General features: G+C 72.2%; 18 protein-coding genes. 8 read left to right on the top strand and 10 right to left on the bottom strand.

Annotated elements, in window-relative coordinates; translation table 11 throughout:
• The first annotated feature begins 52 nt into the window (after nt 1–52).
• Both ACIQPR_RS17500 and ACIQPR_RS17505 read left to right on the top strand, forming a co-directional pair.
• On the top strand, nt 53–1,480 hold the full coding sequence (locus tag ACIQPR_RS17500) for a GH1 family beta-glucosidase (RefSeq protein WP_403648654.1): 1,428 nt from the start codon (nt 53–55) through the stop codon (nt 1,478–1,480).
• 180 nt (nt 1,481–1,660) lie between these two features.
• Nucleotides 1,661–2,350, top strand: a complete 690-nt coding sequence (locus tag ACIQPR_RS17505; RefSeq protein ID WP_403648657.1) for a hypothetical protein — start codon at nt 1,661–1,663, stop codon at nt 2,348–2,350.
• Between the two features lie 103 nt (nt 2,351–2,453).
• On the opposite strand, the gene ACIQPR_RS17510 is transcribed toward ACIQPR_RS17505, so the two are convergent.
• From ACIQPR_RS17510 to ACIQPR_RS17540, 7 genes are all read right to left on the bottom strand, one after another.
• Entirely contained in the window at nt 2,454–3,770 is a 1,317-nt protein-coding gene (locus tag ACIQPR_RS17510) for a glycoside hydrolase family 36 protein (RefSeq protein WP_403648660.1), read from the bottom strand.
• A gap of 41 nt (nt 3,771–3,811) precedes the next feature.
• Nucleotides 3,812–4,705 (bottom strand): carbohydrate ABC transporter permease, encoded by an 894-nt coding sequence (locus tag ACIQPR_RS17515; RefSeq protein WP_403648663.1) that lies wholly within the window; start codon nt 4,703–4,705, stop codon nt 3,812–3,814.
• A complete protein-coding gene (locus ACIQPR_RS17520) occupies nt 4,702–5,682 on the bottom strand; it encodes a carbohydrate ABC transporter permease (protein WP_403648666.1) in 981 nt (326 codons plus the stop codon). Before ACIQPR_RS17520 ends, ACIQPR_RS17515 begins: the two co-directional genes overlap by 4 nt.
• The gene (locus tag ACIQPR_RS17525; protein ID WP_403648669.1) at nt 5,679–6,977 is read right to left on the bottom strand and encodes an ABC transporter substrate-binding protein; all 1,299 of its coding nucleotides are present in this window, start codon (nt 6,975–6,977) and stop codon (nt 5,679–5,681) included. The genes ACIQPR_RS17520 and ACIQPR_RS17525 overlap by 4 nt, the downstream gene beginning before the upstream one ends.
• A 265-nt stretch (nt 6,978–7,242) precedes the next feature.
• Complete coding sequence (locus ACIQPR_RS17530) at nt 7,243–8,721, bottom strand: cellulose binding domain-containing protein (protein ID WP_403648672.1); 1,479 nt, start codon at nt 8,719–8,721, stop codon at nt 7,243–7,245.
• Between the two features lie 112 nt (nt 8,722–8,833).
• The gene (locus ACIQPR_RS17535) at nt 8,834–10,249 is read right to left on the bottom strand and encodes an ATP-binding protein (RefSeq protein WP_403648675.1); all 1,416 of its coding nucleotides are present in this window, start codon (nt 10,247–10,249) and stop codon (nt 8,834–8,836) included.
• Nucleotides 10,246–10,950 carry a response regulator transcription factor gene (locus ACIQPR_RS17540; protein ID WP_403648677.1) on the bottom strand — a complete coding sequence of 235 codons (705 nt, stop codon included), beginning with the start codon at nt 10,948–10,950 and terminating at the stop codon, nt 10,246–10,248. Before ACIQPR_RS17540 ends, ACIQPR_RS17535 begins: the two co-directional genes overlap by 4 nt.
• A 111-nt stretch (nt 10,951–11,061) precedes the next feature.
• On the opposite strand from ACIQPR_RS17540, the gene ACIQPR_RS17545 reads away from it, so the two are divergent.
• Complete coding sequence (locus ACIQPR_RS17545; protein WP_403648679.1) at nt 11,062–11,616, top strand: hypothetical protein; 555 nt, start codon at nt 11,062–11,064, stop codon at nt 11,614–11,616.
• A gap of 27 nt (nt 11,617–11,643) precedes the next feature.
• Here ACIQPR_RS17545 and ACIQPR_RS17550 read toward each other — a convergent pair whose 3' ends face one another.
• The gene (locus tag ACIQPR_RS17550) at nt 11,644–12,516 is read right to left on the bottom strand and encodes a spermidine synthase (RefSeq protein ID WP_403648682.1); all 873 of its coding nucleotides are present in this window, start codon (nt 12,514–12,516) and stop codon (nt 11,644–11,646) included.
• 57 nt (nt 12,517–12,573) lie between these two features.
• The gene (locus ACIQPR_RS17555) at nt 12,574–13,008 is read right to left on the bottom strand and encodes a hypothetical protein (RefSeq protein WP_403648684.1); all 435 of its coding nucleotides are present in this window, start codon (nt 13,006–13,008) and stop codon (nt 12,574–12,576) included.
• A gap of 272 nt (nt 13,009–13,280) precedes the next feature.
• Here ACIQPR_RS17555 and ACIQPR_RS17560 point away from each other — a divergent pair, with 272 nt between their 5' ends.
• Complete coding sequence (locus tag ACIQPR_RS17560; RefSeq protein ID WP_403648687.1) at nt 13,281–14,753, top strand: hypothetical protein; 1,473 nt, start codon at nt 13,281–13,283, stop codon at nt 14,751–14,753.
• Nucleotides 14,754–14,785: 32 nt separating this feature from the next.
• Here ACIQPR_RS17560 and ACIQPR_RS17565 read toward each other — a convergent pair whose 3' ends face one another.
• Nucleotides 14,786–15,382, bottom strand: a complete 597-nt coding sequence (locus ACIQPR_RS17565) for a histidine phosphatase family protein (protein ID WP_403648689.1) — start codon at nt 15,380–15,382, stop codon at nt 14,786–14,788.
• A gap of 206 nt (nt 15,383–15,588) precedes the next feature.
• Between ACIQPR_RS17565 and ACIQPR_RS17570 the strand changes: the two genes are divergently transcribed.
• The 4 genes from ACIQPR_RS17570 to ACIQPR_RS17585 are packed head-to-tail and all read left to right on the top strand — an operon-like array spanning nt 15,589 to nt 20,612.
• The gene (locus ACIQPR_RS17570; protein WP_403648691.1) at nt 15,589–16,590 is read left to right on the top strand and encodes a phosphatase PAP2 family protein; all 1,002 of its coding nucleotides are present in this window, start codon (nt 15,589–15,591) and stop codon (nt 16,588–16,590) included.
• Nucleotides 16,541–17,686, top strand: coding sequence for a hypothetical protein (locus ACIQPR_RS17575; RefSeq protein ID WP_403648694.1), 1,146 nt, complete (start codon nt 16,541–16,543; stop codon nt 17,684–17,686). Before ACIQPR_RS17570 ends, ACIQPR_RS17575 begins: the two co-directional genes overlap by 50 nt.
• Nucleotides 17,677–19,275 carry a hypothetical protein gene (locus tag ACIQPR_RS17580; RefSeq protein ID WP_403648696.1) on the top strand — a complete coding sequence of 533 codons (1,599 nt, stop codon included), beginning with the start codon at nt 17,677–17,679 and terminating at the stop codon, nt 19,273–19,275. The genes ACIQPR_RS17575 and ACIQPR_RS17580 overlap by 10 nt, the downstream gene beginning before the upstream one ends.
• Nucleotides 19,272–20,612, top strand: a complete 1,341-nt coding sequence (locus ACIQPR_RS17585; protein ID WP_403648699.1) for an AAA domain-containing protein — start codon at nt 19,272–19,274, stop codon at nt 20,610–20,612. Before ACIQPR_RS17580 ends, ACIQPR_RS17585 begins: the two co-directional genes overlap by 4 nt.
• Nucleotides 20,613–20,676: the final 64 nt, after the last annotated feature.

A 20,676-nucleotide genomic window follows, 5' to 3' on the forward strand; every position in this document is an offset into this window, starting at 1 on the left:
CTCCCCCTCCGCCTACTCATTGGTCTCCACGACCCTTTATGGGAGCGCTTCCATGCCTGAGCCCGTGACCCCCGTGACCTTTCCTCCCGCCTTCCTCTGGGGCGCCGCGACCTCCGCGTACCAGATCGAGGGGGCGGTGCGGGAGGACGGCCGTACCCCTTCGATCTGGGACACCTTCAGCCATACGCCGGGCCGTACGGCCGGTGGCGAGCACGGTGACATCGCTGTCGACCACTACCACCGCTACCGCGACGACGTGGCGCTGATGGCGGACCTGGGCCTGACGGCGTACCGCTTCTCGGTCTCCTGGTCACGGGTGCAGCCGACCGGCCGGGGCCCGGCGGTCCAGGTGGGCCTGGACTTCTACCGCCGCCTGGTCGACGAGCTGCTGGCGGTCGGCATCAAGCCCGCCCTCACCCTCTACCACTGGGACCTGCCGCAGGAGTTGGAGGACGCGGGCGGCTGGCCGGAGCGCGACACGGCGTACCGCTTCGCCGAGTACGCGCAGATCGTGGGCGAGGCGCTGGGCGACCGGGTGGAGCAGTGGATCACCCTCAACGAGCCGTGGTGCAGCGCGTTCCTGGGCTACGGCTCGGGGGTGCACGCGCCGGGCCGGACGGACGCGGCGGCCTCGCTGAAGGCCGCCCATCACCTCAACCTGGCCCACGGGCTGGGCACTTCGGTGCTGCGCACCGCGATGCCGGCCCGCAACTCGGTCGCGGTGAGCCTCAACTCGTCGGTGGTCAGGCCCGCTTCGCAGTCCCCGGCGGACCTGGCGGCGGCCCGGAAGATCGACGACCTGGCCAACGGGGTGTTCCACGGTCCGATGCTGCACGGCTCGTATCCGCAGTCCCTCCTCGACGCGACGAGGTCGATCACGGACTGGTCGTACGTGCGCGACGGGGACCTGACGCTCATTCACCAGCCGCTGGACGCGCTGGGGTTGAACTACTACACCCCGACGCTGGTGGAGGCGGCGGCCTCGGCGCCGGCCGGCCCGCGGGCCGACGGCCACGGCGTGAGCGCGTACTCGCCCTGGCCGGGCGCCGACGACGTGGCGTTCCTCCAGACCCCGGGCGAGCGCACGGAGATGGGCTGGACGATCGACCCGACCGGCCTCTACGACCTGATCAACCGCTACACGAGGGAGGCCCCGGGCCTGCCCCTGTACGTGACCGAGAACGGCGCGGCCTACGACGACAAGCCGGACCCGGAGGGCCGCGTCCACGACCCCGAACGGATCGCGTACCTGCACGGCCACCTGTCCGCGGTACGGCGCGCGATCGCGGACGGCGCGGACGTCCGGGGCTACTACCTCTGGTCCCTGATGGACAACTTCGAGTGGGCGTACGGCTACGAGAAGCGGTTCGGCGCGGTGTACGTGGACTACGCGACGCTGGCCCGGACGCCGAAGTCGAGCGCGCTGTGGTACGGCGAGGCGGCCCGCACGGGCGCGCTGCCGCAGGTGGGGGGAGCCTGACCGACGGGGGCCCGCGGGGGACGGGGCGCGGCACGACCGGGGGACGTGCCGCGCCCCGGCGGCGTGCCCCGACCGTCTTTCACAGCCGCCGCCCAGACCCCGCGCAGCCGCCTCTCAGCCCGAGGGCGTGTGATCGTTCCGTACGGGGTGATTCGATCCCGGCGCGGACGGGAGGACGTCATGCTTTTCATCGGGTTGGTGCTGCTGGCCCTGATCGTCGGCGGCGCGGTCGCCTACGGCAAGCGGCAGGCGGTCAACGGGAGTTCGGGGTATGGGGCCGGCAGCCCGCAGCAGGTCTACGACGCCGACGCGGGCGCCGAGGCCACGCGCTGGGTGGAGCGGCTGGGCGGGAGTCTGTCCACGCTGGACGCGGGTGGTGACAGCGCCGCCCGGCAGGCGCTGGCCGACGCCGCCGAGCGGCACCGCGCCGCCGAGGGGCAACTCGCGGTCGCCTACTCCCCCATGCAGTACGGGCTGGTGACCCAGACCGCCGTCGAGGGGCTGCACCACATCCGTACCGCCCGTGCCGCGCTGGGACTCGACCCGGGGCCCGAACTGCCCGCGCAGGGCGTCGGCGGTCAGGTCACGGTCGGCGGGCAGACGTACACCGCCGCCGCGCGGCCGGGCGCGGACACGCCGTACTACTACCCCGGCGGGGTCGTCAACGGCCGCTCCATGCCCGGGGGTTGGTACCCCACCCCGTGGTGGAAGACGGCCCTCGTCGCGGGCGCGGCGGGAGTGGGCGGCATGCTCCTCGCGGACGCGCTCCTCGACGGCTTCCACCATCACGGCCCGGGCGGCGGGATGTTCGGCGGCGGGCCCGGTGGACCTGGTGGGTTCGGGGGGTTCGGCGGACCCGGAGGGTTCTGAGCCAGGACGGGACGGTCCGGGTCCGTCCCGTGCCGCAGCGTCGCCTCCGCGCCCCGGCCCGCGTGGTCGACAGGGACGTCGTGGTGGCCACCGTGAGCGCTGGTCAGCGCTCGACTCCCGTCAGGAGGCGGCGAGTTGTGGCCACGCCCCACTGGTCGAGCGAGAGCAGGCGGTCGCTCGACGCCATCAGGCCGCCGGTGGCCTCGACGTGGGCCGCCCAGCGTTCGCGGGTCTCGACGGCGGGGCGGGCCAGGAGGCAGTCGGGGTCGTTGGTCCAGAGGCGGCCGTGCTGCCACTGGCGGGCGAAGCCGGTGAACTCGGCGGAGTCCTGGCCGGGTTGGGAGTGGTCGTCGGCCTCGGGGCGGCGGTGCGGGGCCGTGTCGGGGCTGACCCGCATCGCGTCGAACAGGCCGATGGAGGGGAGGATCGGCGCCCCGCAGCCCAGGAGGTAGGCGTCCGGGCCGATCGCCTCGCGGATCAGCGCGATCCCGGCCCGGTAGGCCTCGATGCCGTCGACTTCCTTGTGCCGTACGCCGTCCAGGGCGCCGGCGTAGAGGAAGTCGGTCTTGAAGTAGTCGTAGCCCTCGGTGCGCAGGGTGCGGTAGACCTCGGTCAGCCGGGCCGCCGCGCCGGGGTGGGTGGGGTCCAGGACGCGGAGGTCGTGGCCCCGGTCGCGGCCGGCGTGGGCGAAGCCGCCCGCCGGGTCGCGGACCAGCCACTCGGGATGTTCGGCGGCCAGGTCGCTCGCCGGGTCGACCAGGAAGGGGGCCGTCCAGATGCCCGCCCTGCGGCCCCGCGCGCGGATGGTGTCGGCGATGCCGGCCCGGGAGCGGAAGCGGCCGGAGAGGGTCAGCCAGTCCCCCAGGGCCTTCTGGTGGCCGTCGTCGATCTGGACGACGTCGATGGGCAGGTCGAGGGTGTCCATCGCGCGCAGGTTCTCGTGGATGTCGTCCTCGGTGGCGGTGGTGAAGTACTCGTACCAGGAGCACCAGACCGTGGGCGCCGGGCGCGGGGAGGGCAGGGCCAGGCTGTCGGCCCAGTCGCCCAGGACCGACTGGATGCCGGAGCCCGTCCACTCCTTCACCGGGCCGTCGGCGGCGATCTCCGCGACCCCGCCCCGGACCGACAGCCGGATCGAGGGGACCGATCCGGTGGGGTCGACCGCCGCCCACAGCCGGGCCGGTGAGCCGTCGCCGGGGTCCAGGGCGAGCAGGCCCTCGCCCTGGAAGACACCGGCCGGGACGCCGACGCCCGGGCGGTAGCAGACCGTCGCCCAGTTGGCGTTCGCCGGGCGGTACGGCCGCGCGCCCAAGGAGTAGGCGCCGCTCGGGCTCCAGGACTGCCAGCCCTCCTCGTGGACCCGGGCGGTGCGCGGATTCACGGGGACGGCGTCGAGCGCGGTGAAGGGGTGGTCGTGCACGGTGGTTCTCTTTCAACGGGAAGGGCTGAACTGGACCGGCGTCAGCCCTTGTTGGCGCCCAGCGTAAGACCGCTGACGAACTGGCGCTGGAGCGCGAAGTACACGATCAGGGTCGGGATCGCGGTGAGCAGGGCGCCGGCCGCGACCAGGTTGGGGTCGGTGAAGTACTGGCCGGAGAGGTTGTTCAGGGCGGAGGTGATCGGCATGTTCTCGCCGGTGGAGATCAGCACGATCGCCCAGAAGAAGTCGTTGTAGATCCAGATGGAGAGCAGGGTGGCCAGGGCCGCCATCGCCGGCTTGCACAGCGGGAGCACGATCTGCCAGTACTGGCGCCACACGGACGCGCCGTCCACGAGGGCCGCCTCGGTCAGCTCGTTGGGCAGCATCCGCATGTAGTTGCTGAGCACGAAGGCGCAGAACCCGGACTGGAACGCCACATGGATGAGGACCAGGCCGAGCGCGGAGTCGTAGAGCTTGCCGCTCATCGTGATGCCGGGCAGGTCGATCAGCAGGTAGAGGCGGTACAGCGGGGTGATGATGACCTGCTGCGGCAGCAGGTTGCCGGCCGTGAACACCAGCAGCAGGGCGATGTTGAAGCGGAAGTCGAACCGGCTGACGTAGAACGCGACCATCGACGCCAGCAGCAGCGTGAGCAGCACGGCCGGGACCGCGATGATCAGGGTGTTGACGAAGTAGTGCGTCATGTCGGACTGCTCGAACGCGTTCTTGAAGTTGTCGAGGTTCAGCGTGTCCGGCCAGGAGACGTAACCCTTGTTGCTGGTCTCCGCGTACGGGCGCAGCGCCGCGTAGACCGCCCACAGGAGGGGGGCGAGCCAGGCCAGCGAGGTGACGACGAGGAACGTGTGGAGCAGGACCCGGGCGGGGCGGAGCGGGGTGCGCTGCTTCGCGCCGAGCGCGGCGGTGGGGGTGGTCATGCGCGCCGCTCCTTCCGGAAGGTCGCGATCAGGTACGGGATGATGACCGCGAGGGAGATGACCAGCAGGACGACGGCTATCGCGGAGCCGTACCCGATCCGGCTGGACTCGCCGATGATGTTGTTGGTGATCAGGATCGACAGCAACTCGGTGCCCTGGGCGCCCTTGTTGAAGACGAAGACCAGGTCGAAGGCGCGCAGCGACTCGATGATCGTGACGACCAGGACGACCGTGTTGGTGGGGCGCAGGGTGGGGAAGATGACGTTCTTGAACGTCTGCCACTCGTTGGCGCCGTCCAGCGCGGAGGCCTCCCGCAGGGACGGGTCGACGCCCTTGAGGCCGGCCAGGTAGAGGATCATCATGTAGCCGGCGTGCCGCCAGGAGGCGGCGATCAGGACGGCCCACAGGTTGAGTTTGGGGTCGCCGATCCAGTCGATGTAGTGGCCGGGCTTGTTGGCCCCGATGAGGCTGTTGATGAGGCCGGTGTCGGGGTTGTAGATCAGCTGCCAGACGAAGCCGGTGACCGCCAGCGACATGACGACGGGCAGGAAGAACGCGGTCTGGTAGACCCGGCTGAAGCGGATCTTCTTGTCCAGCTGGACGGCCAGGAACAGGCCGAAGGGCGTCGGCAGCAGGATGAGCACGACGAACCAGATGACGTTGTGCTCAAGGGCGGGCCAGAACTGCGGGTTGTCGGTGAACAACTGGCGGAAGTTGTCCAGCCCGACCCACTTGATCGAGTCGAAGCCGATGCCGTCCCAGCTGGTGAAGGCCAGGGCGATCGAGGCGAGGGCGGTGACCCAGACCAGGGCCACGTGCAGGACCGTCGGAACGCCCGCCATGAAGGCGAGCGTGATGCGGTCACGGCGGGTCAGCAGGCGCTTGGCGCCCTGCGGGACCCGCTTGTCGGCAGGCGCGGGGCCCGGAGGCGGAACGGCGTCCGCCTCCGGGCTCGTCGTGGTCGTGTCGGAGATCATGAGGAGGCGAAGATCGTCTTCTTCTGGCGCTCGATCGAGGACAGCAGACTGTCGACGCCCTTGGGGTTCTGGAGGAACTTCTGGAGTCCGGGCTGCATCACCGTCGAGGTGAAGTCCGGGCGCGAGTCACGGTCCATGAACTGGGTGAGGCTCTTGGCGGCGCCGATCATGTCGAACGCCTTCTTCTGGAGCGTGGAGTACGCGGCGGTGGACGCCTTGCTGGAGGCGGCGACGACGCTCGGGTCGGTCTTGAGGTACAGCTCCTCGGCCGCGGGGGTGCCCAGGTACTCCATGAGCTTCACGACGCCGTCGTGGTTCTTGGGGGCCTTGCTGACCATGAAGCCGTCGGTGGGCGCCTCCACGGTGTCCTGCCCGTACGCGGAGTTGACCTCCGGGAAGGGGAAGAAGTCGAGGTCGTCGAGGTCGGCCTTGTTGGTGAACTGCTGCGCCACGAAGGAGCCCAGCAGGTACATGCCGGACTTCTTCGACACGATGCCCTGGGCCGCGTCCTGCCAGGTGCGGCCCATGAAGCCCTCCTGGTGGTACGGCAGCAGCTCGGACCAGTGGTCGAAGACGGCCTTGACCTTGGGGTCGGTCCACGACTCGGTGCCCGCCATCAGCGCCTTGTGGAAGTCGTAGCCGTTGAGGCGGAAGTTGATCTGGTCGAAGGTGCCCATCGCCGGCCACTGGTCCTTGTCGCCGAAGGCGATCGGGACCAGGCCGTCCTTCTTCATCTGCTTGCAGAGCGCGACGAGTTGGTCCCAGGTGGTGGGGACGGTGTAGCCCTTCGCCGCGAAGACGCTCTTGCGGTAGAAGATCGCCCACGGGTACGTCGTCAGCGGGACGAAGTAGTACTTGCCGTCCTCACCCTTGCTGAGCTTCTTCATGGCGTCGGGGAAGTTGTCGCCGATCTTCGCCCACACGTCGTCGATCGGGGTGGCGAGCTTCTTGGCCGCGAAGAACTGCATCCGGTACCCGGCGAACCAGTTGAACACGTCGTCCGGGGTGCCCTGGAGGTAGGAGTTGATCTGCTCCTGGAAGGTGTTGTGGTCCTTCGTGTTGACCTTGACGGTAATGCCGGAGGTCTTCTTGAAGTCCGCGTAGACGCTCGCGAACGCCTTCTTCGGCACGGCGTCGGACGCGTTGGACCCGAGCGTGACGGTCTTCGAGTCGGACGAACTGCCACTGCTGCCGCACGCGCTCAGCAGCGGAATACCGGCGCCGAGCACTGCTGCGCCACCTATGCCGCGCAGGACGGAACGGCGGCTCGCGGCGGGGAGGGAGAAGTCGGGCATGAACGGCTCCTGACGGACAGGGTTCGGCCGGAATGCGCCACGCCCCAGGTCGTCGTAACCGACCAGAAACCAACGCGACCAAACACGGTGGCGTAATAACAGTCCCATGTCTGGTCATGCGTCAACACCCGCCGCCTTCATTTGTCGAAACGTAATCGACACGCGCCGGCAAGAGAAGCGGGCGTACAGCCGAGTGGCCATACGCCCCTCGTGGGACACCTGGGGCCCCGGGAACCGCGAGGGGCTCCCGGGGCACACGGGGCGGCTAACGCAAGGCGGAGAAGGCCTTGGAGAACGCGGACGGGGCCTGCGCGATCGAACTGCACGTCGCGTCCGCGGTGGGCTTGGTTCCGCCGGGGCACTGCTTGTCGCGGGCCGCGGACCACATCGAGATACCGCCGAGCCCTTTCGCCTCGGCGAAAGCGACGAGCCGGGTCGCGTCGTCGACCTTGAAAACCTCCGACGACACATCATTGACACCGATCATCGGCGTTACGGAAACCGCTTTCCAAGAGGCACTTTCAGAGAGCCCGAGAACACTCTTGACTTGGGCCTGAGTGGCTGTAGCCGCTTGCTCTGAGTACGTTCCCATATCGCCGCTGTAGGCCGGTCCGTAATCCATCGCCATGATGTTCACCGTGCCGATTCGCACACCGTTGGACCGGGCGTCGGAAAGCAGGTTCACACCGTCCTGGGTGAGCCCCTCGGGCATCACCGGGAGGGTGAAGGAGACGTCCAGACCCGGGTGCTGCTGCTGGAGCCTGGCTATCGCCTGGGCGCGGATCGTGTTCGCCGCCGTGTCGGGGAGCGCGGCGCCCTCGATGTCGAAGTCGACCTTGGTGAGGCCGTACGCGTCCACGACCTTGCCGTAGGCGCTCGCCAGCGCGCCCGCCGAACCGCAGGTCGTCGCCAGCTCGGAACCGGCCGCGCCGCCGAAGGAGACCCGTACGTCGCCGCCCTTGGCCCGCAGCGCGCCGATCTGGGCGGCCACGGCGTCGCTCGCCAGGTCCGTCACCCCGCCCCACTTCGGGGTGCAGCCGCCGCCGTCGGTGACGAAGGCGAGGTTGTAGTTCTTCACTCCGGTCGCGGCGAGGTTCCCGAGGAGGTCGAACGCCGGGTAGAGGGAGGTGTCGACGTACGGGGCGAAGCCGCCGGCGGCCGTGCTGCCCGTGCCCCCGGACGAGGAGGCGGTCGGGGTCGGCGTGGGCGTGGGCGTCGGCCGCACGGTGGCCGTGGGGGTGGGCTCGGCGGTCGCGGTGGGCGTGGGGGTCGGGGTGGGCGTGCCCGTGGGGCGGCCGGTCGGCTCGGGGGTCGCGGTGCCGTCCGTCGAGCACTTGGCGTTGTCGATCAGACAACTCGTGGGCTGGCCCGTGCCGTTGACCACGAAGCCGACCGTGACCGACTCGCCGGCCGCGAGCCCGTCCGTGTCCCATCTCGGCGGCTTCACGGTGACGTGCTGTCCGCTCACGCTCGACTCGGCGTCCCACAGCGAGCTCAGCTTCGAACCGGCGGGCAGGTCGAAGCTGAGCGTCCAGTCCGCCTTCCTGGCACCGGTCGTGTTGGTGACGACGTACTGCGCGGTGTACCCGGTCGACCACACGCTGGTCCTGGTGTAGGCGGCGCCGACGCTCGCCGCCTGGGCGATGCCGGTCAGCATGAACGCGCCGCCGCCCGCCACCGCCGCGGCGACCGCTCCGCCGATCACCTTGTTCCTGTTGCTGATCCTGCGCCGGTGGGTGCTCATCGCGTGCCTGCTTTCGCTGTGCGCCTGGAGGGGTGGGTGCGGCAGCACGCTAGCGATCCGGAATCAGGCAAAGCGCCTGATCCGGGCAGGGGTCGGCGATCTTAGGGCGCGCTTAAGGAAGGGATCGGGAACGGTTAAAGGTCGAGACCGGTCCCCCGCGCCGACGCCGTCGTACGGCCCCCCGATGCCCCCTGCGCTCCGGCTCCCGCCCGTCGAGCTGGATCCAGATCCGCACCTCGGTGCCGCCGAGCATCGAGCTGCCGATCCGGACGTCCCCGCCCGTCGACTCGGCGAGCCTGCGCACGATGTCCAGACCGAGCCCGGTCGACCCGTCGCTGCCGGAGCCGCGCCCGCGGGCCATCGCCGCCTCGGGGTCGCGGATGCCGGAGCCCGCGTCCGAGACGAGCACGATCACCGCGTCCTCGCTGTTGTGCACGTCGACCGCGAAGGCCGTGCCCTCGGGGGTGTGCCGGAACACGTTGCCCAGCAGGGCGTCCAGGGCGGCCACCAGGTCGGCGCGGGCCACGGGTATCCGCACCGGCCGCTCCACCCCGGCCACCCGCACCTTGCGGCCCTCGTCCTCGGCGAGCGCGGACCAGAACCGCATCCGCTCGCGCACCACCTCGGCCGCGTCGCACCCGGCGCCGGGCCCGGCCGCCACGGTCTGCGGCTTGGCCTCGCGGGCGGTCCGGATGATGGTGTCGACCTCCCGCTCCAGCTGTGCGACGGCGGTCCGCGTCTGCTCGGCGGCCGGACCGTCCCCGAGCGAGGCCGCGTTGAGCCGCAGCACGGTCAGCGGGGTGCGCAGCCGGTGCGACAGATCCGCCGCCAACTCCCGCTCGTTCGCCAGCAGTTGTACGACCTGGTCGGCCATGGAGTTGAACGCGACCGCTGCCAGCCGCAGTTCGGTCGGCCCCTCTTCGGGCACCCGCGCGCCCAGCTTCCCCTCCCCCAGTTCGTGCGCGCCCTCGACCAGGCGCTGCGCGGGCTGCACCATCCGTACGCCCAGCCGGTCGGCGACCGCGACGGAGCCGACGATGAGCGCGATGCCGACCCCGGCGAGCACCGCCCAGGCCGTGCCCACGCCGTTGCTGACCTCCGACTCCGGGACGTACACCTCGACGACGGATATCTCGCCCGAGCTGAGCGCGACCGGCTGGAGCAGGACGGAGCCGCCGGGCACCTCGGTGGTGGAGGCGCGGCCCAGCTTCCGTACGGTCGCGATGTCCTTGTCGGCGGCACGCTGCCGCCCGAGGTCGAGGGCGGTCTTCCCCTCGCCCGCCGGTATGTGCACGGCCATCCCGGAGTCGGTGCCGGAATTCGCGCCCGCCGAGGCGACGACCTTCTCCAGCTGGTCCCGGTCGGTGGTGATGGACAGCGCGGGGGCGACGGCGGCGGCCTCCCGCTCGGCGTTCGAGAAGGCGCGGTCGCGGGCCATCTCCTTGATGACCAGGCCGAGCGGCACCGCGAAGGCGACGACGACCATCGCCGCGATGGCCAGACAGACCCGCACCAGTGCCCACCTCATCGCAGCGGCTCCGCTCCCGGTGGCTCCAGCTTCACGCCGACCCCCCGCAGGGTGTGCAGATAGCGCGGCCGGGCCGCCGTCTCCCCCAACTTCCGGCGCAGCCAGGACAGATGGACGTCGATGGTCTGGTCGTCGCCGTAGGACTGCTGCCACACCTCCGCGAGGAGTTCCTTGCGCGCGACCACCACGCCGGGGCGGCCGGCGAGGAAGGCGAGCAGGTCGAACTCGCGGCGGGTGAGGTCGAGTCGGACGCCGTCCAGGTCGGCCTGGCGGCGCAGCGGGTCGACGGTCAGGCCGCCGACGCGCAGGACCGAGGACGGGGGCGCCTCGCCGGTGGTGGCGCGGGAGCGTCGTAGGACGGCGGACATGCGGGCGGAGAGGTGGTCGACGGAGAAGGGCTTGGTGAGGTAGTCGTCCGCGCCCGCGTTCAACAGGCGGACGATCTCCGACTCGTCGTCCCGCGCGGTGGCGATGATGACCGGGACGTCGGTGATCCCGCGCAGCATCTTCAGCGCCTCGGACCCGTCCAGATCGGGCAGTCCGAGGTCGAGGACGACCACGTCGAAACGGAAATGGGCGACCTCGCGCAGCGCCTCAAGGGCCGTACCGACACTGCGCACCGTGTGTGCGGCGTCGGTCAGATGCCGGATGAGGGCCGAGCGTACGAACTGGTCGTCCTCGACCACGAGCACACTTGCCATGCGCCGCACCGTACGCCATGCGGGCGACCCGTTTCCGGGCCTGTGGACAACTCCCCCCTGTGGACAAAGCAATGGCCATCGGTGGGACACCTGTGGGGCGGGTGAGGCAGTATGGCCGCGATGCCCAGAGGACTCGTCAACGGATTCACGCACCTGCTGGCCTGGTCGCTCGCCACCGGCGCGGCGGTCACGCTGTCCTGGTGGGGCGTCCACACGGTCATGACGGGCACGGCCTACGACCCGCCGCGCGCCCTGCCGATCACGGCGGCCGGCGCGACCGCGCAGGCGGCGACGCCGCCCGCCGGGCCGACGGTGCGGGCCGAGTCGGCCCCGACCCCGTCGAGCACCCCGACACCCACCCGCGGCACGGGTCCGGCTCCCGGGAAGACACCGGCCACGAGCCCGTCCCCCTCCGTCTCCGCCTCCTCCACCGGCTCCGGACAGGTCAAGAGCTACGACACGGACGGCGGGCGGGTGGTGCTCGAACTCGACTTCGATCCGGCCTATGTGTCGCTCGTGTCCGCCACCCCGGGCACGGGCTGGTCGATGCAGGTGTGGAAGACGGACTCGTGGCTGCGGGTCGAGTTCACCAAGGGCACGGGCAAGGTGTCGGTGATCTGCACGTGGCACGACGGGGCGCCGCGGGTGGATGTGGGGAACTACTGAGGTTCTTCGGGTGACTTGGACCGCCGGCTAGCGGAACACCGAGGGGGGCGGGGCCGGTGAGGCGACCGCCGCCGCGTCCGTCACCGGGACGGCGCCGCCCGCGAAGTCGGTGAGTTCGCGGCCGTGTTGGAGCCGGCCGGGGTGCGGGTCGGAGGCGGCGCGCCGGGTGAGTTCGGCGATCGGCAGCGGGTGGTCGCAGGCGACGAGGACCGCGTTGCCGAACCGTTTGCCGCGCAGCACGGTCGGGTCGGCGATCAGCGCGCGTTCCGTGAACCGGGCGGCCACGGTGGCGATCTGGCCGCGCAGATGCGCGAGCGGGGGTCCGTCCGCGAGGTTGGCGGCGTAGATCCCGCCCGGCCGGAGCACCCGGCGCACCTCGTCGAGGAACTCGGCGGAGGTGAGGTGGGCGGGTGTCCTGGCACCGCTGAAGACGTCCGCGACGACGAGGTCCGCCCAGCCCTCGGGCAGTTTCGCGAGTCCCGCGCGGGCGTCGGCGGAGCGCACCCTGATCCGCGCGTTCGGGTCCAACGGCAGCTCGCGGCGGACCAGTTGGACCAGGGCCGCGTCGAACTCGACGACCTGCTGGGTGGACCGGGGGCGGGTGGCGGCGACGTACCGGGCGAGGGTGAGGGCGCCACCGCCGAGGTGGACCGCCTGGATCGGCCTGCCCGCCGGTGCGGCGAGGTCGATGACATGGCCGAGGCGGCGCTGGTACTCGAAGGAGAGGTACGCCGGGTCGTCGAGGTCGACGTAGGACTGCGGCGCCCCGTCGATCAACAGGGTCCAGGCCCGCGCGCGGTCCCGGTCGGGTATCAGCTCGGCGAGCCCGCCGTCGACCGCCTCGACGACGGCTTCGGCGGAGCCGGCGGCACCTCGCCGGGTGTTCCTGGACTTTCCCATTGGCCCATTATCGGCGGGCGCGGGCGGTCCGGCGCGTCCGGCCTCGGCACGCGCCGCTCAGCGGCAGCCGTCCGCCGCCTCGATCAGGCGGGCCGCCTCGTCCAGCGCGGCCCGCAGAACCGCCGGGTCGGTCGCGAGGTCGGCGTCGCCGGGGGGCAGCAGCCAGTCGGAGCCCTCGACCGGCGGTTCGGGGTCGGGGGCCAGCCGCAGTCCGCGGCCGTTGGTCTCCGTGCAGGTGCTGCCCGGGACGTCCCAGGCCGCCGCCGTGCCCGGCGGGACCAGGAAGCCGAGGGTGTCGCCGCCGTCGTCGTGCAGGACGGGGCCGACCCCGTCGCCGGGGCCGCGCCGCAGGATGTCGACGGCCTCCAGCCCCTGCCGCGTCGGCACGGTCACCAGATCGCAGGCGGAGTCCGCGAACGGTGGCGCACTGCACTCCGCGCTCGGCATTCGAGGATCGACGCTCTGACTGGTCTCCATCCGGGTCTCCACCACGGAACCCCTCCTTGGACGAGCGGGTCGGGAGTCGGGTGGCTCCCGGGTCCAAGGAGTTCAACGCGTCGAAGCGTCAACGGCTACGGCACAAGTCAGCCGCAAAGGATGGCAGTTCATGGCAGATCCCGGATGAGATATCCGGTTTGTAGCCAAACCCTGCGTGGCGGGTCGTGCACAGCAGGTACGTTCTTGCCCGCTGGAAACAGGGTGTCACTCACACAAGTCACCCTGAATCCGGCATGGTTCGACGGTTCGCACGAGAGGACCCGGCCATGGCGTCGTCAACGGTGCCCACGCCCCAGTTCCCCCAACCACCGAGACCCAATCTCGCCTTCCGGCGGCTGCGCGGACAGCGCTCACCGGCGGAGTTCGCCGCGGCCGTACGCCGGTCCGCGCGCGAGATCGGCGAGCGGGTCAGCTGCGACGCGCGCTACGTCGGCCGCGTCGAGGCCGGTGAGATCCGTTGCCCCAACTACGCGTACGAACGGGTGTTCCTGCACATGTTCCCCGGCCGCACGCTCGCCGATCTCGGCTTCGCGCCCCGCTCGTCCGTACGCGGACGCGGGGCGCGCACCGCCGAGGACACGCCCCCCGCACACCTCACGAGCCCGGGCCGAGCCCCGGGCGAGACGGGTGGGACGGATGAGACGCAGGGGGCGTACGAGCCGTATGACACGCAGGATCCGTACGACACGCACGAGAACCACGAGAACCACGAGGAGAGCGACGTGCTGCGTCGCGCATTCATGAGGGGCGGCACCGTCACGGTGGCCGCCGGCACCCTGGGCCCGCTGGGGCTCACCCTGGACGCCGTGGCAGCGGAACGTTCCGTCCGCCGCCCCGGTACGAGTGAGGCGGGCGCCCTGGAAGAGGCCGTCCGCAGAATCCGGCTGCTCGACGACCGGCACGGCGCCGACGGCCTCTACCGGCGCGCGGCGGCCCCGCTGCGCGCCGCCTACGCCCTGCTCGACGCGGGCACCACCCGGCAGTCGGTCGCCGAACGGCTGCACTCCGGGGCCGGTGAACTCGCCATCTCGGTCGGCTGGCTGGCCCATGACTCCGGCCGCTTCGACGACGCCCGCTCGCACTACGCGGAAGCCCTCGCCACCGCCCGCATGACCGGCGACGCGGGCCTTGAGGCACACGCCTTCTGCAATACGGCGTTCCTCGCGCGGGACGCCGGACGCCCGCGCGAGGCGGTACGCGCCGCGCAGGCCGCGCAGCGCGTCGGGCGCCCGCTGGGCTCCGCCCGGCTGATGTCGCTGCTCGCGCTGCGCGAGGCGGGCGGCTGGGCGGGGCTGGCCGACCGCACCGGCTGCGAACAGGCACTGGCCCGCGCGCAGGCCCTCTACGAGCGGGGCCGCTCGGACGCCGACCCCGAGTGGATGAGCTTCTACGGAGAGGCCGAATTGGAGGGGCTTGAGGCGCAGTGCTGGTCGACACTGGGCGACTGGCCGCGGGCCGCCCGCCACGCCCGGCGCGCCGCCCAGCTCCAGGATCCGCACTTCACGCGCAACATCGCGCTGTACACGGCCGAGCTGGCCGACGATCTCGCGCGCGGGGGGCGACCCGACGAGGCGGCGACGGCCGGGATGCGGGTCCTCGACCTGCTGGACCTGGTGCAGTCGTCGCGCATCCAGACGATGCTGGCGGGCACCGCGCGGGTGCTGTTGCCCCATCGGCGGGCCTCGGGGGTGTCGACGTTCCTGGAGCGGCATTCGGGTCTGCCCCGTACGGCCGCGTAGGCCGATCCGCCGCGGGCCGGGCGCGTCCGTGCCTACGCGACCAGGTGGCCCAGGTCGTTCCAGCTCTCGATCGCCGGTTCGCCGTAGGCCCAGCCGAGTACCGACAGGGACGTCGGGTTGAGGCGGACGCGGGCCGCGAAGTCGAGCGGGAGGCCGAGCCAGCGGGCGCCGATCGAGCGCAGGATGTGGCCGTGCGCGAACACCAGGACGTCACGGTCCTCGGCCCGTGCCCAGGCGACGACCTCGTCCGCGCGGGCGGTCACCTCGGCGAGGGTCTCCCCTTCGGGGACGCCGTCGCGCCAGATCAGCCAGCCCGGCCGCAGCGCAGCTATCTCCTGCGGGGTGAGGCCCTCGTAGGCGCCGTAGTCCCACTCCATGAGGGTGTCCCACTCGGTGGCGCGGTCGCCGAAGCCGGCGAGTTCGCAGGTCTCCCGCGCGCGTGCCAGCGGGCTGGTGCGCACCTCGGCCCCGGGGAGGCCGTCCAGCGGCGGGCGGTGCAGTCGCTCGCCGAGCACCTTGGCGCCGCGCCTGCCCTCTTCGAGGAGCGGGACGTCGGTCCTGCCGGTGTGCTTCCCGGACAGCGACCACGCCGTCTGTCCGTGGCGGGCCAGCAGGATGCGCGGTGCCATGGGGGACCTTTCCGGGATGGACGAGAGCCGGGTCACCTCCATCATCGCTCACCCCCGGGAAGGGCAACCCGGGGGGCGATCTCTGCGTCTTTGAGGTCCAGGGCGCCCGAAACGGGGCGCGCGCACACGCCGTAAAGTGTCCCGACCAAGACCGGCGAGCCGGAGCACCGGGCACCGCACCAGGACAGAAGGGGGAGGGCGATCGGATGCCGCAGACCGAGACACCAGGCATCGAGGCGGACCGGCGAAGCCGGCTGCGCTGGTGGACCGAGCTGCCGCTGATCCTCCTGGTGTACGCCTCCTACTCGGCGGGCCGCCTGCTGGCCAGGGGCGACACCGCGAGCGCGGTGGACCACGGGCTGGCGATCCTGCGGATCGAGAAGTTCCTGCACATCAACGCCGAGCACCCGCTCAACCGGCTCTTCACCCGCGAGGCCTGGCTCGGCATACCGGCCGACTTCTGGTACGCGTCGCTGCACTATCTGGTCACGCCCGCGATCCTGATCTGGCTGTTCCGGTCACGTGCACAGGTCTACCGCGCGGCCCGCACCTGGCTGATGACGTCCACGTTCATCGGCCTGATCGGCTTCACCCTGCTCCCGACCTGCCCGCCCCGGCTCCTCTCCCCGGACTACGGCTTCGTCGACACGATGGCCAAGTACAGCTCGTACGGCTGGTGGGGCGGCGACGCGAGCGCCCCGCGCGGTCTGGGCGGGATGACCAACCAGTACGCGGCGATGCCGAGCCTGCACTGCGGCTGGGCACTGTGGTGCGGTGTGATGCTGTGGCGCTACGGCGGCACGCGGCTGACCAAGGTCGTCGGTGTCGCCTATCCGCTGCTGACCGCGATCGTGGTCATGGGCACCGCGAACCACTATCTCCTCGACGCGGTCGCGGGCGTGTTCGTGATGGGCCTCGGGTTCCTGCTGGCGCCGCGCGTGATGAAGGGCGCGGACCGGATCAGGGCACGGTTCGTGGGACGCGGCTCCCTCGTCGCGGCCCGCTCCGCCGGCGCCTCCGCCGGCGCCTCCGGCGGCACCCCTGTGGGCGCCTCTGTGGGCACAGAAGCCTCAATTGTCAGTGGTGGATGCCAGACTTCCCCGGGTGAGCGAATTCCACGGCAGCGCGAGTCGCAGCCCGGTACCGGAGCCGAGCCGGGTGCCTCCCCCACGGACGCGGGGGACGGCGCTCCGGCACCGGCTCGCTGAGCTGCGCGGCCCGGACGTCCCGGCCAAGGCACTGGACGCGCGCGCCCTGGCGGCCCTGGCCGCGAACCCGGGCTGCGAGCGGCGGGCGATCCTGGACGGCGCGGGGGTGAACAAGGCGGTGCTGGCCGACGCGCTCGGCTCACCGTCCGCCTTCGGGCAGTCCCAGTTCGCCTTCATGCGGGGCAACGCGTTCGAGGCCCGGGTGAAGGCGGACGGCGGCGCGGAACTGCTGCGGCTGGTGCACGAGAAGCTGGACCCCGGCGCCGAGCCGCCGACCCGCGCGCGGGTGCCCGAGCTGACGGCCGTCGGCCCCGAGGGACGCGCCGCGCGTACGGCGCTGGCGCTGCGCGAGGCGACCGAGGCAGCCGCCTGGACGCTGCTGGACCACCCGATGCTCGCCCTGGACGTGGCGGGCTCCCCGGCCTTCCTGGAGCCCGACGCGGTGGTCGTGCACCCGGACGGCGCCTGGACGGTCGTGGAGATCAAGTCCTTCCCGATGCTGGACGGTTCGGCGGACCCGGCGAAGGTCGGCGCGGCGGCCCGCCAGTCGGCGGTGTACGTGCTGGCCCTGGAGGAGGTCGCCGCCCGGCTCGCTCCCGTTCCCCGGGTGCACACGCGCGTGCTGCTCGTCTGCCCGAAGGACTTCTCGAACCTGCCCACCGCGTCCGCCGTCGACGTCCGCAGGCAGCGCGCGGTCACCGGCCGTCAACTGGCCCGGCTCACCCGCATCGAGGACATCGCCGACACCCTCCCCGAGGGAACCTGCTTCGCCCCCGACCGCCCGGCCGCCGAGCTGACGGCCGCCGTCGAGTCGGTCCCGGCGACCTACGCCCCCGAGTGCCTGGCCGCCTGCGAGCTGGCCTTCCACTGCCGCGACCGCTCCCGCGCGTCCGGGGCGGTCACCGCGCTGGGCCGCTCCCTGCGCGCCGAGCTGGGCGACCTGACCACGATCGACGAGGTCCTGGCGGCGGCCCACGGGGAGGCGGGCGACCCGCACGACCCGGCGGTGGCCGCGCTGCGCAGGGCGGCCGAGTTGCGCGCCGAGGCGCTGGCGGGCGTGGCGGCGCCCGCCCGGGAGGACGCCCCATGTCACTGATCTCCACCCTCGCCCGCCTGGAGGCCGTCGGTTCCGGCCGCGCCCAGCCGGCCGCGACCGTCCGCCACCGGCACCTCTCCGAGCGCCCCCTGGTCCTGGTGACGCTCACCACCGCCGGTGAGGCCGGCGCGCCCCTCGGCGCGCTCGTCGGCACGGACCGGGACGCGCCGCGCCTCCTCGTCGTGGCGCAACCGCGCGACCGCGACCTCAGGTTCGCGTTCCTGGCCGAACTCGCGGACGTGGTGCTGCCGTACATCGAGTCGTTCGCCGACGACGTGGAGGCGGCCGAGCGCAACGACACCGATCCGGAGACCGGCAAGCGGGTCAAGGTCGAGGTCGAACTGTGCGCGGACGCACCGCAGTTGATCGTGCCGAGCCGCCCCGGCATCGAGCTGGTCCGGCTGCTCGGGCGTTCGATGCGCTTTCGCCGTACGGCCGAGCAGGACCCGCAGACCCCGCATCCCGCGCCCCCGCGCGTGCCGCTGCTCGGACGCTGGCTGACGCACTACGGGGAGCGGGCCAGGGTGCCCGGCTCCGCGCTGCTGCTCGCGCTCACCGAGGTGCTCGGCCGGCACTGGGCCACCGGTCAGTCCAGCCTGGAGGACCAGCACCTGGGCGCGCTGCTCGCCTGGATCGACCCACCGGCCGGCGTCTCCGGCGCCGAGGCCGCCTTCGAGGCGGAGCTACGGCGGGACGCCCAGGGCCAGTTGGTGTGTCCGCCGGCCGGTCCGGCCACGGACCCGGCGTTCGACAACAAGCTGCTCGCCCCCGCCATCGAGCGCTACGACCGGGCCCGTACCGCCCTCGCCGCCGCCGAGGACGGCATGGAGGCCGACGACCGGCTCGGTGAACTCACCGCCGCCGAGCGGGAGATCAGGGCGCTCGTCGAGAGCCGCACCCGGCCCACCTGGGACGCGGTGTGGCACGGGCTCGACCTGCTGCGGGCGCTGCCGGAGGGCTCGCACACCGTCGACCGGTGGACGCGCGACCGCTGGTCGTTCACCGGGCACCGCGACCGGATCACCGCCGGTGAACCCCCGCAGCCGCGCCGCGACGACGCGGTGACCGCGGCCAGCAAGCTCGCCACGCGGGAGCGCGAACAGGCCCGCCTGGACGCCCAGGAGGCGCTGGACGACCCGCTGGTGATGGCCGGGCGGCGGCTCGCCGGGGAGGCGTTCGCGGGCGAGGTCACGGATGTCGTCCTGGCGTACAGCGAGGGCAGGAGTCCCCGTCCGCGCCCGCTGGTGACCGTGCGCACGGACGACCGGCCGCATCTCGGGGAGCGGGTGAAGGTGTTCCGGTCGCTGGCCGGGAAGCCGCAGTCGGCGGAGTTCGTGGGCCTTGAGGAGGACGGCGCTCTCGTCGTGCTCCGGGTCCTCGACAAGATGGGGCGGGGCAAGGAGCCGGACGTCGGTTCCGTGCCGGAGAAGGGCGACCGGATCTGCTTCACGCTCTTCGAGCACGAGCAGCGGGGCGGGGCGAAACTGCCCGACCAGGAGGACACACCGTGGACGCACGGCGGCCCGCCCGGCGAGGAGAGCGCCGTACCGGAGCAGGCGGACGCGGTGACCGAGGAGGACGTCCTGTGACCCCGGACACGGGTTTCGACCCCGGGGCCGAGGCCGGCCGGGCCACCGACGCGATCCTGCGCGACACCCTGCACGGGACCGCGCGGGGAGTGGTCGTGGACTCCCCGCCCGGTGCCGGCAAGTCCACGCTCGTGGTCCGCGCGGCGCTCGAACTGGCCGACGCGGGGCGCCCGTTGATGGTGGTCGCGCAGACCAACGCGCAGGTCGACGACCTCGTCGTGCGGCTCGCCGAGAAGAACGGCGAGCTGCCCGTGGGCCGCCTGCACAGCAGTGACGCGGACCCGTACGACAAGGCGCTGGACGAGTTGCCCAACGTACGGAAGTCGGCGAAGGCGGGTGAGCTGGCCGGGCTGCCGGTCGTCATCTCGACGGCGGCCAAGTGGGCGCACGTCAAGGTGGACGAGCCGTGGCGGCACGCGATCGTCGACGAGGCGTACCAGATGCGCTCGGACTCGCTGCTGGCCGTGGCCGGGCTGTTCGAGCGGGCGCTGTTCGTGGGCGACCCGGGGCAGTTGGACCCGTTCGCGATCGTCGGCGCGGAGCAGTGGGCGGGCCTGTCGTACGACCCCTCGGCCTCCGCCGTGACGACTCTCCTCGCGCACAACCCCGAACTGCCGCAGCACCGCCTCCCGGTGTCCTGGCGGCTCCCCGCCTCGGCGGCCCCCCTGGTCTCGAACGCGTTCTACCCCTACACCCGTTTCCGCAGCGGCACGGACCACGGCGACCGCCGGCTCGGCTTCGGTGTCCCGTCGGACGGTTCGGGCCCGGACCGGGTGATCGACGAGGCGGCGGAGTCGGGCTGGGGCCTGCTGGAACTCCCCGCCCGCCACACCCCCCGCACCGACCCGGAGGCGGTACGGGCGGTGGCGACGGTCGTACGACGGCTGCTGGACCGGGGCGGCGCGGCCACGTCGGAGCGCTCACCGGACCCCACTCCCCTGACCGCCGACCGGATCGCGGTCGGCACCGCGCACCGGGACCAGGCGGCGGCGATCCGCGCCGCGCTGGCGGAACTGGGCGTCACGGACGTGACGGTGGACACGGCGAACCGGCTCCAGGGACGGGAGTTCGACGTCACGGTCGTCCTCCACCCCCTCTCCGGCCGCCCCGACGCCACCGCCTTCCACCTGGAGACGGGCCGCCTCTGCGTCCTTGCCTCCCGGCACCGCCACGCCTGCATCGTGATCTGCCGGGCCGGGGTCGACGAACTGCTCGACGACCATCCGTCCACGGAGCCGGTCCAACTGGGAGTGACGGTGAAGTTCCCGGACGGCTGGGAGGCCAACCACGCGGTACTGGCACACCTGGCGGAACACCGGGTGCGCTGGAGACCGTGACCGACGCCTCCGGCACCCACTCGGCCGCCCTCGGCTGCCGCACCCCACCCGCCGGACGGAGTCC

This window comes from Streptomyces sp. NPDC091280 (assembly GCF_044768565.1).
Classification (GTDB): domain Bacteria; phylum Actinomycetota; class Actinomycetes; order Streptomycetales; family Streptomycetaceae; genus Streptomyces.

Excerpts from the sequence above, each read along its gene's own strand:
- ACIQPR_RS17500 (WP_403648654.1), top strand. The coding sequence starts at position 53 with ATGCCTGAGCCCGTGACCCCCGTGACCTTTCCTCCCGCCTTCCTCTGG.
- ACIQPR_RS17505 (WP_403648657.1), top strand. The coding sequence starts at position 1,661 with ATGCTTTTCATCGGGTTGGTGCTGCTGGCCCTGATCGTCGGCGGCGCG.
- ACIQPR_RS17515 (WP_403648663.1), bottom strand. The coding sequence starts at position 4,705 with ATGACCACCCCCACCGCCGCGCTCGGCGCGAAGCAGCGCACCCCGCTC.
- ACIQPR_RS17520 (WP_403648666.1), bottom strand. The coding sequence starts at position 5,682 with ATGATCTCCGACACGACCACGACGAGCCCGGAGGCGGACGCCGTTCCG.
- ACIQPR_RS17525 (WP_403648669.1), bottom strand. The coding sequence starts at position 6,977 with ATGCCCGACTTCTCCCTCCCCGCCGCGAGCCGCCGTTCCGTCCTGCGC.
- ACIQPR_RS17530 (WP_403648672.1), bottom strand. The coding sequence starts at position 8,721 with ATGAGCACCCACCGGCGCAGGATCAGCAACAGGAACAAGGTGATCGGC.
- ACIQPR_RS17535 (WP_403648675.1), bottom strand. The coding sequence starts at position 10,249 with ATGAGGTGGGCACTGGTGCGGGTCTGTCTGGCCATCGCGGCGATGGTC.
- ACIQPR_RS17540 (WP_403648677.1), bottom strand. The coding sequence starts at position 10,950 with ATGGCAAGTGTGCTCGTGGTCGAGGACGACCAGTTCGTACGCTCGGCC.
- ACIQPR_RS17545 (WP_403648679.1), top strand. The coding sequence starts at position 11,062 with ATGGCCGCGATGCCCAGAGGACTCGTCAACGGATTCACGCACCTGCTG.
- ACIQPR_RS17550 (WP_403648682.1), bottom strand. The coding sequence starts at position 12,516 with ATGGGAAAGTCCAGGAACACCCGGCGAGGTGCCGCCGGCTCCGCCGAA.
- ACIQPR_RS17560 (WP_403648687.1), top strand. The coding sequence starts at position 13,281 with ATGGCGTCGTCAACGGTGCCCACGCCCCAGTTCCCCCAACCACCGAGA.
- ACIQPR_RS17565 (WP_403648689.1), bottom strand. The coding sequence starts at position 15,382 with ATGGCACCGCGCATCCTGCTGGCCCGCCACGGACAGACGGCGTGGTCG.
- ACIQPR_RS17570 (WP_403648691.1), top strand. The coding sequence starts at position 15,589 with ATGCCGCAGACCGAGACACCAGGCATCGAGGCGGACCGGCGAAGCCGG.
- ACIQPR_RS17580 (WP_403648696.1), top strand. The coding sequence starts at position 17,677 with ATGTCACTGATCTCCACCCTCGCCCGCCTGGAGGCCGTCGGTTCCGGC.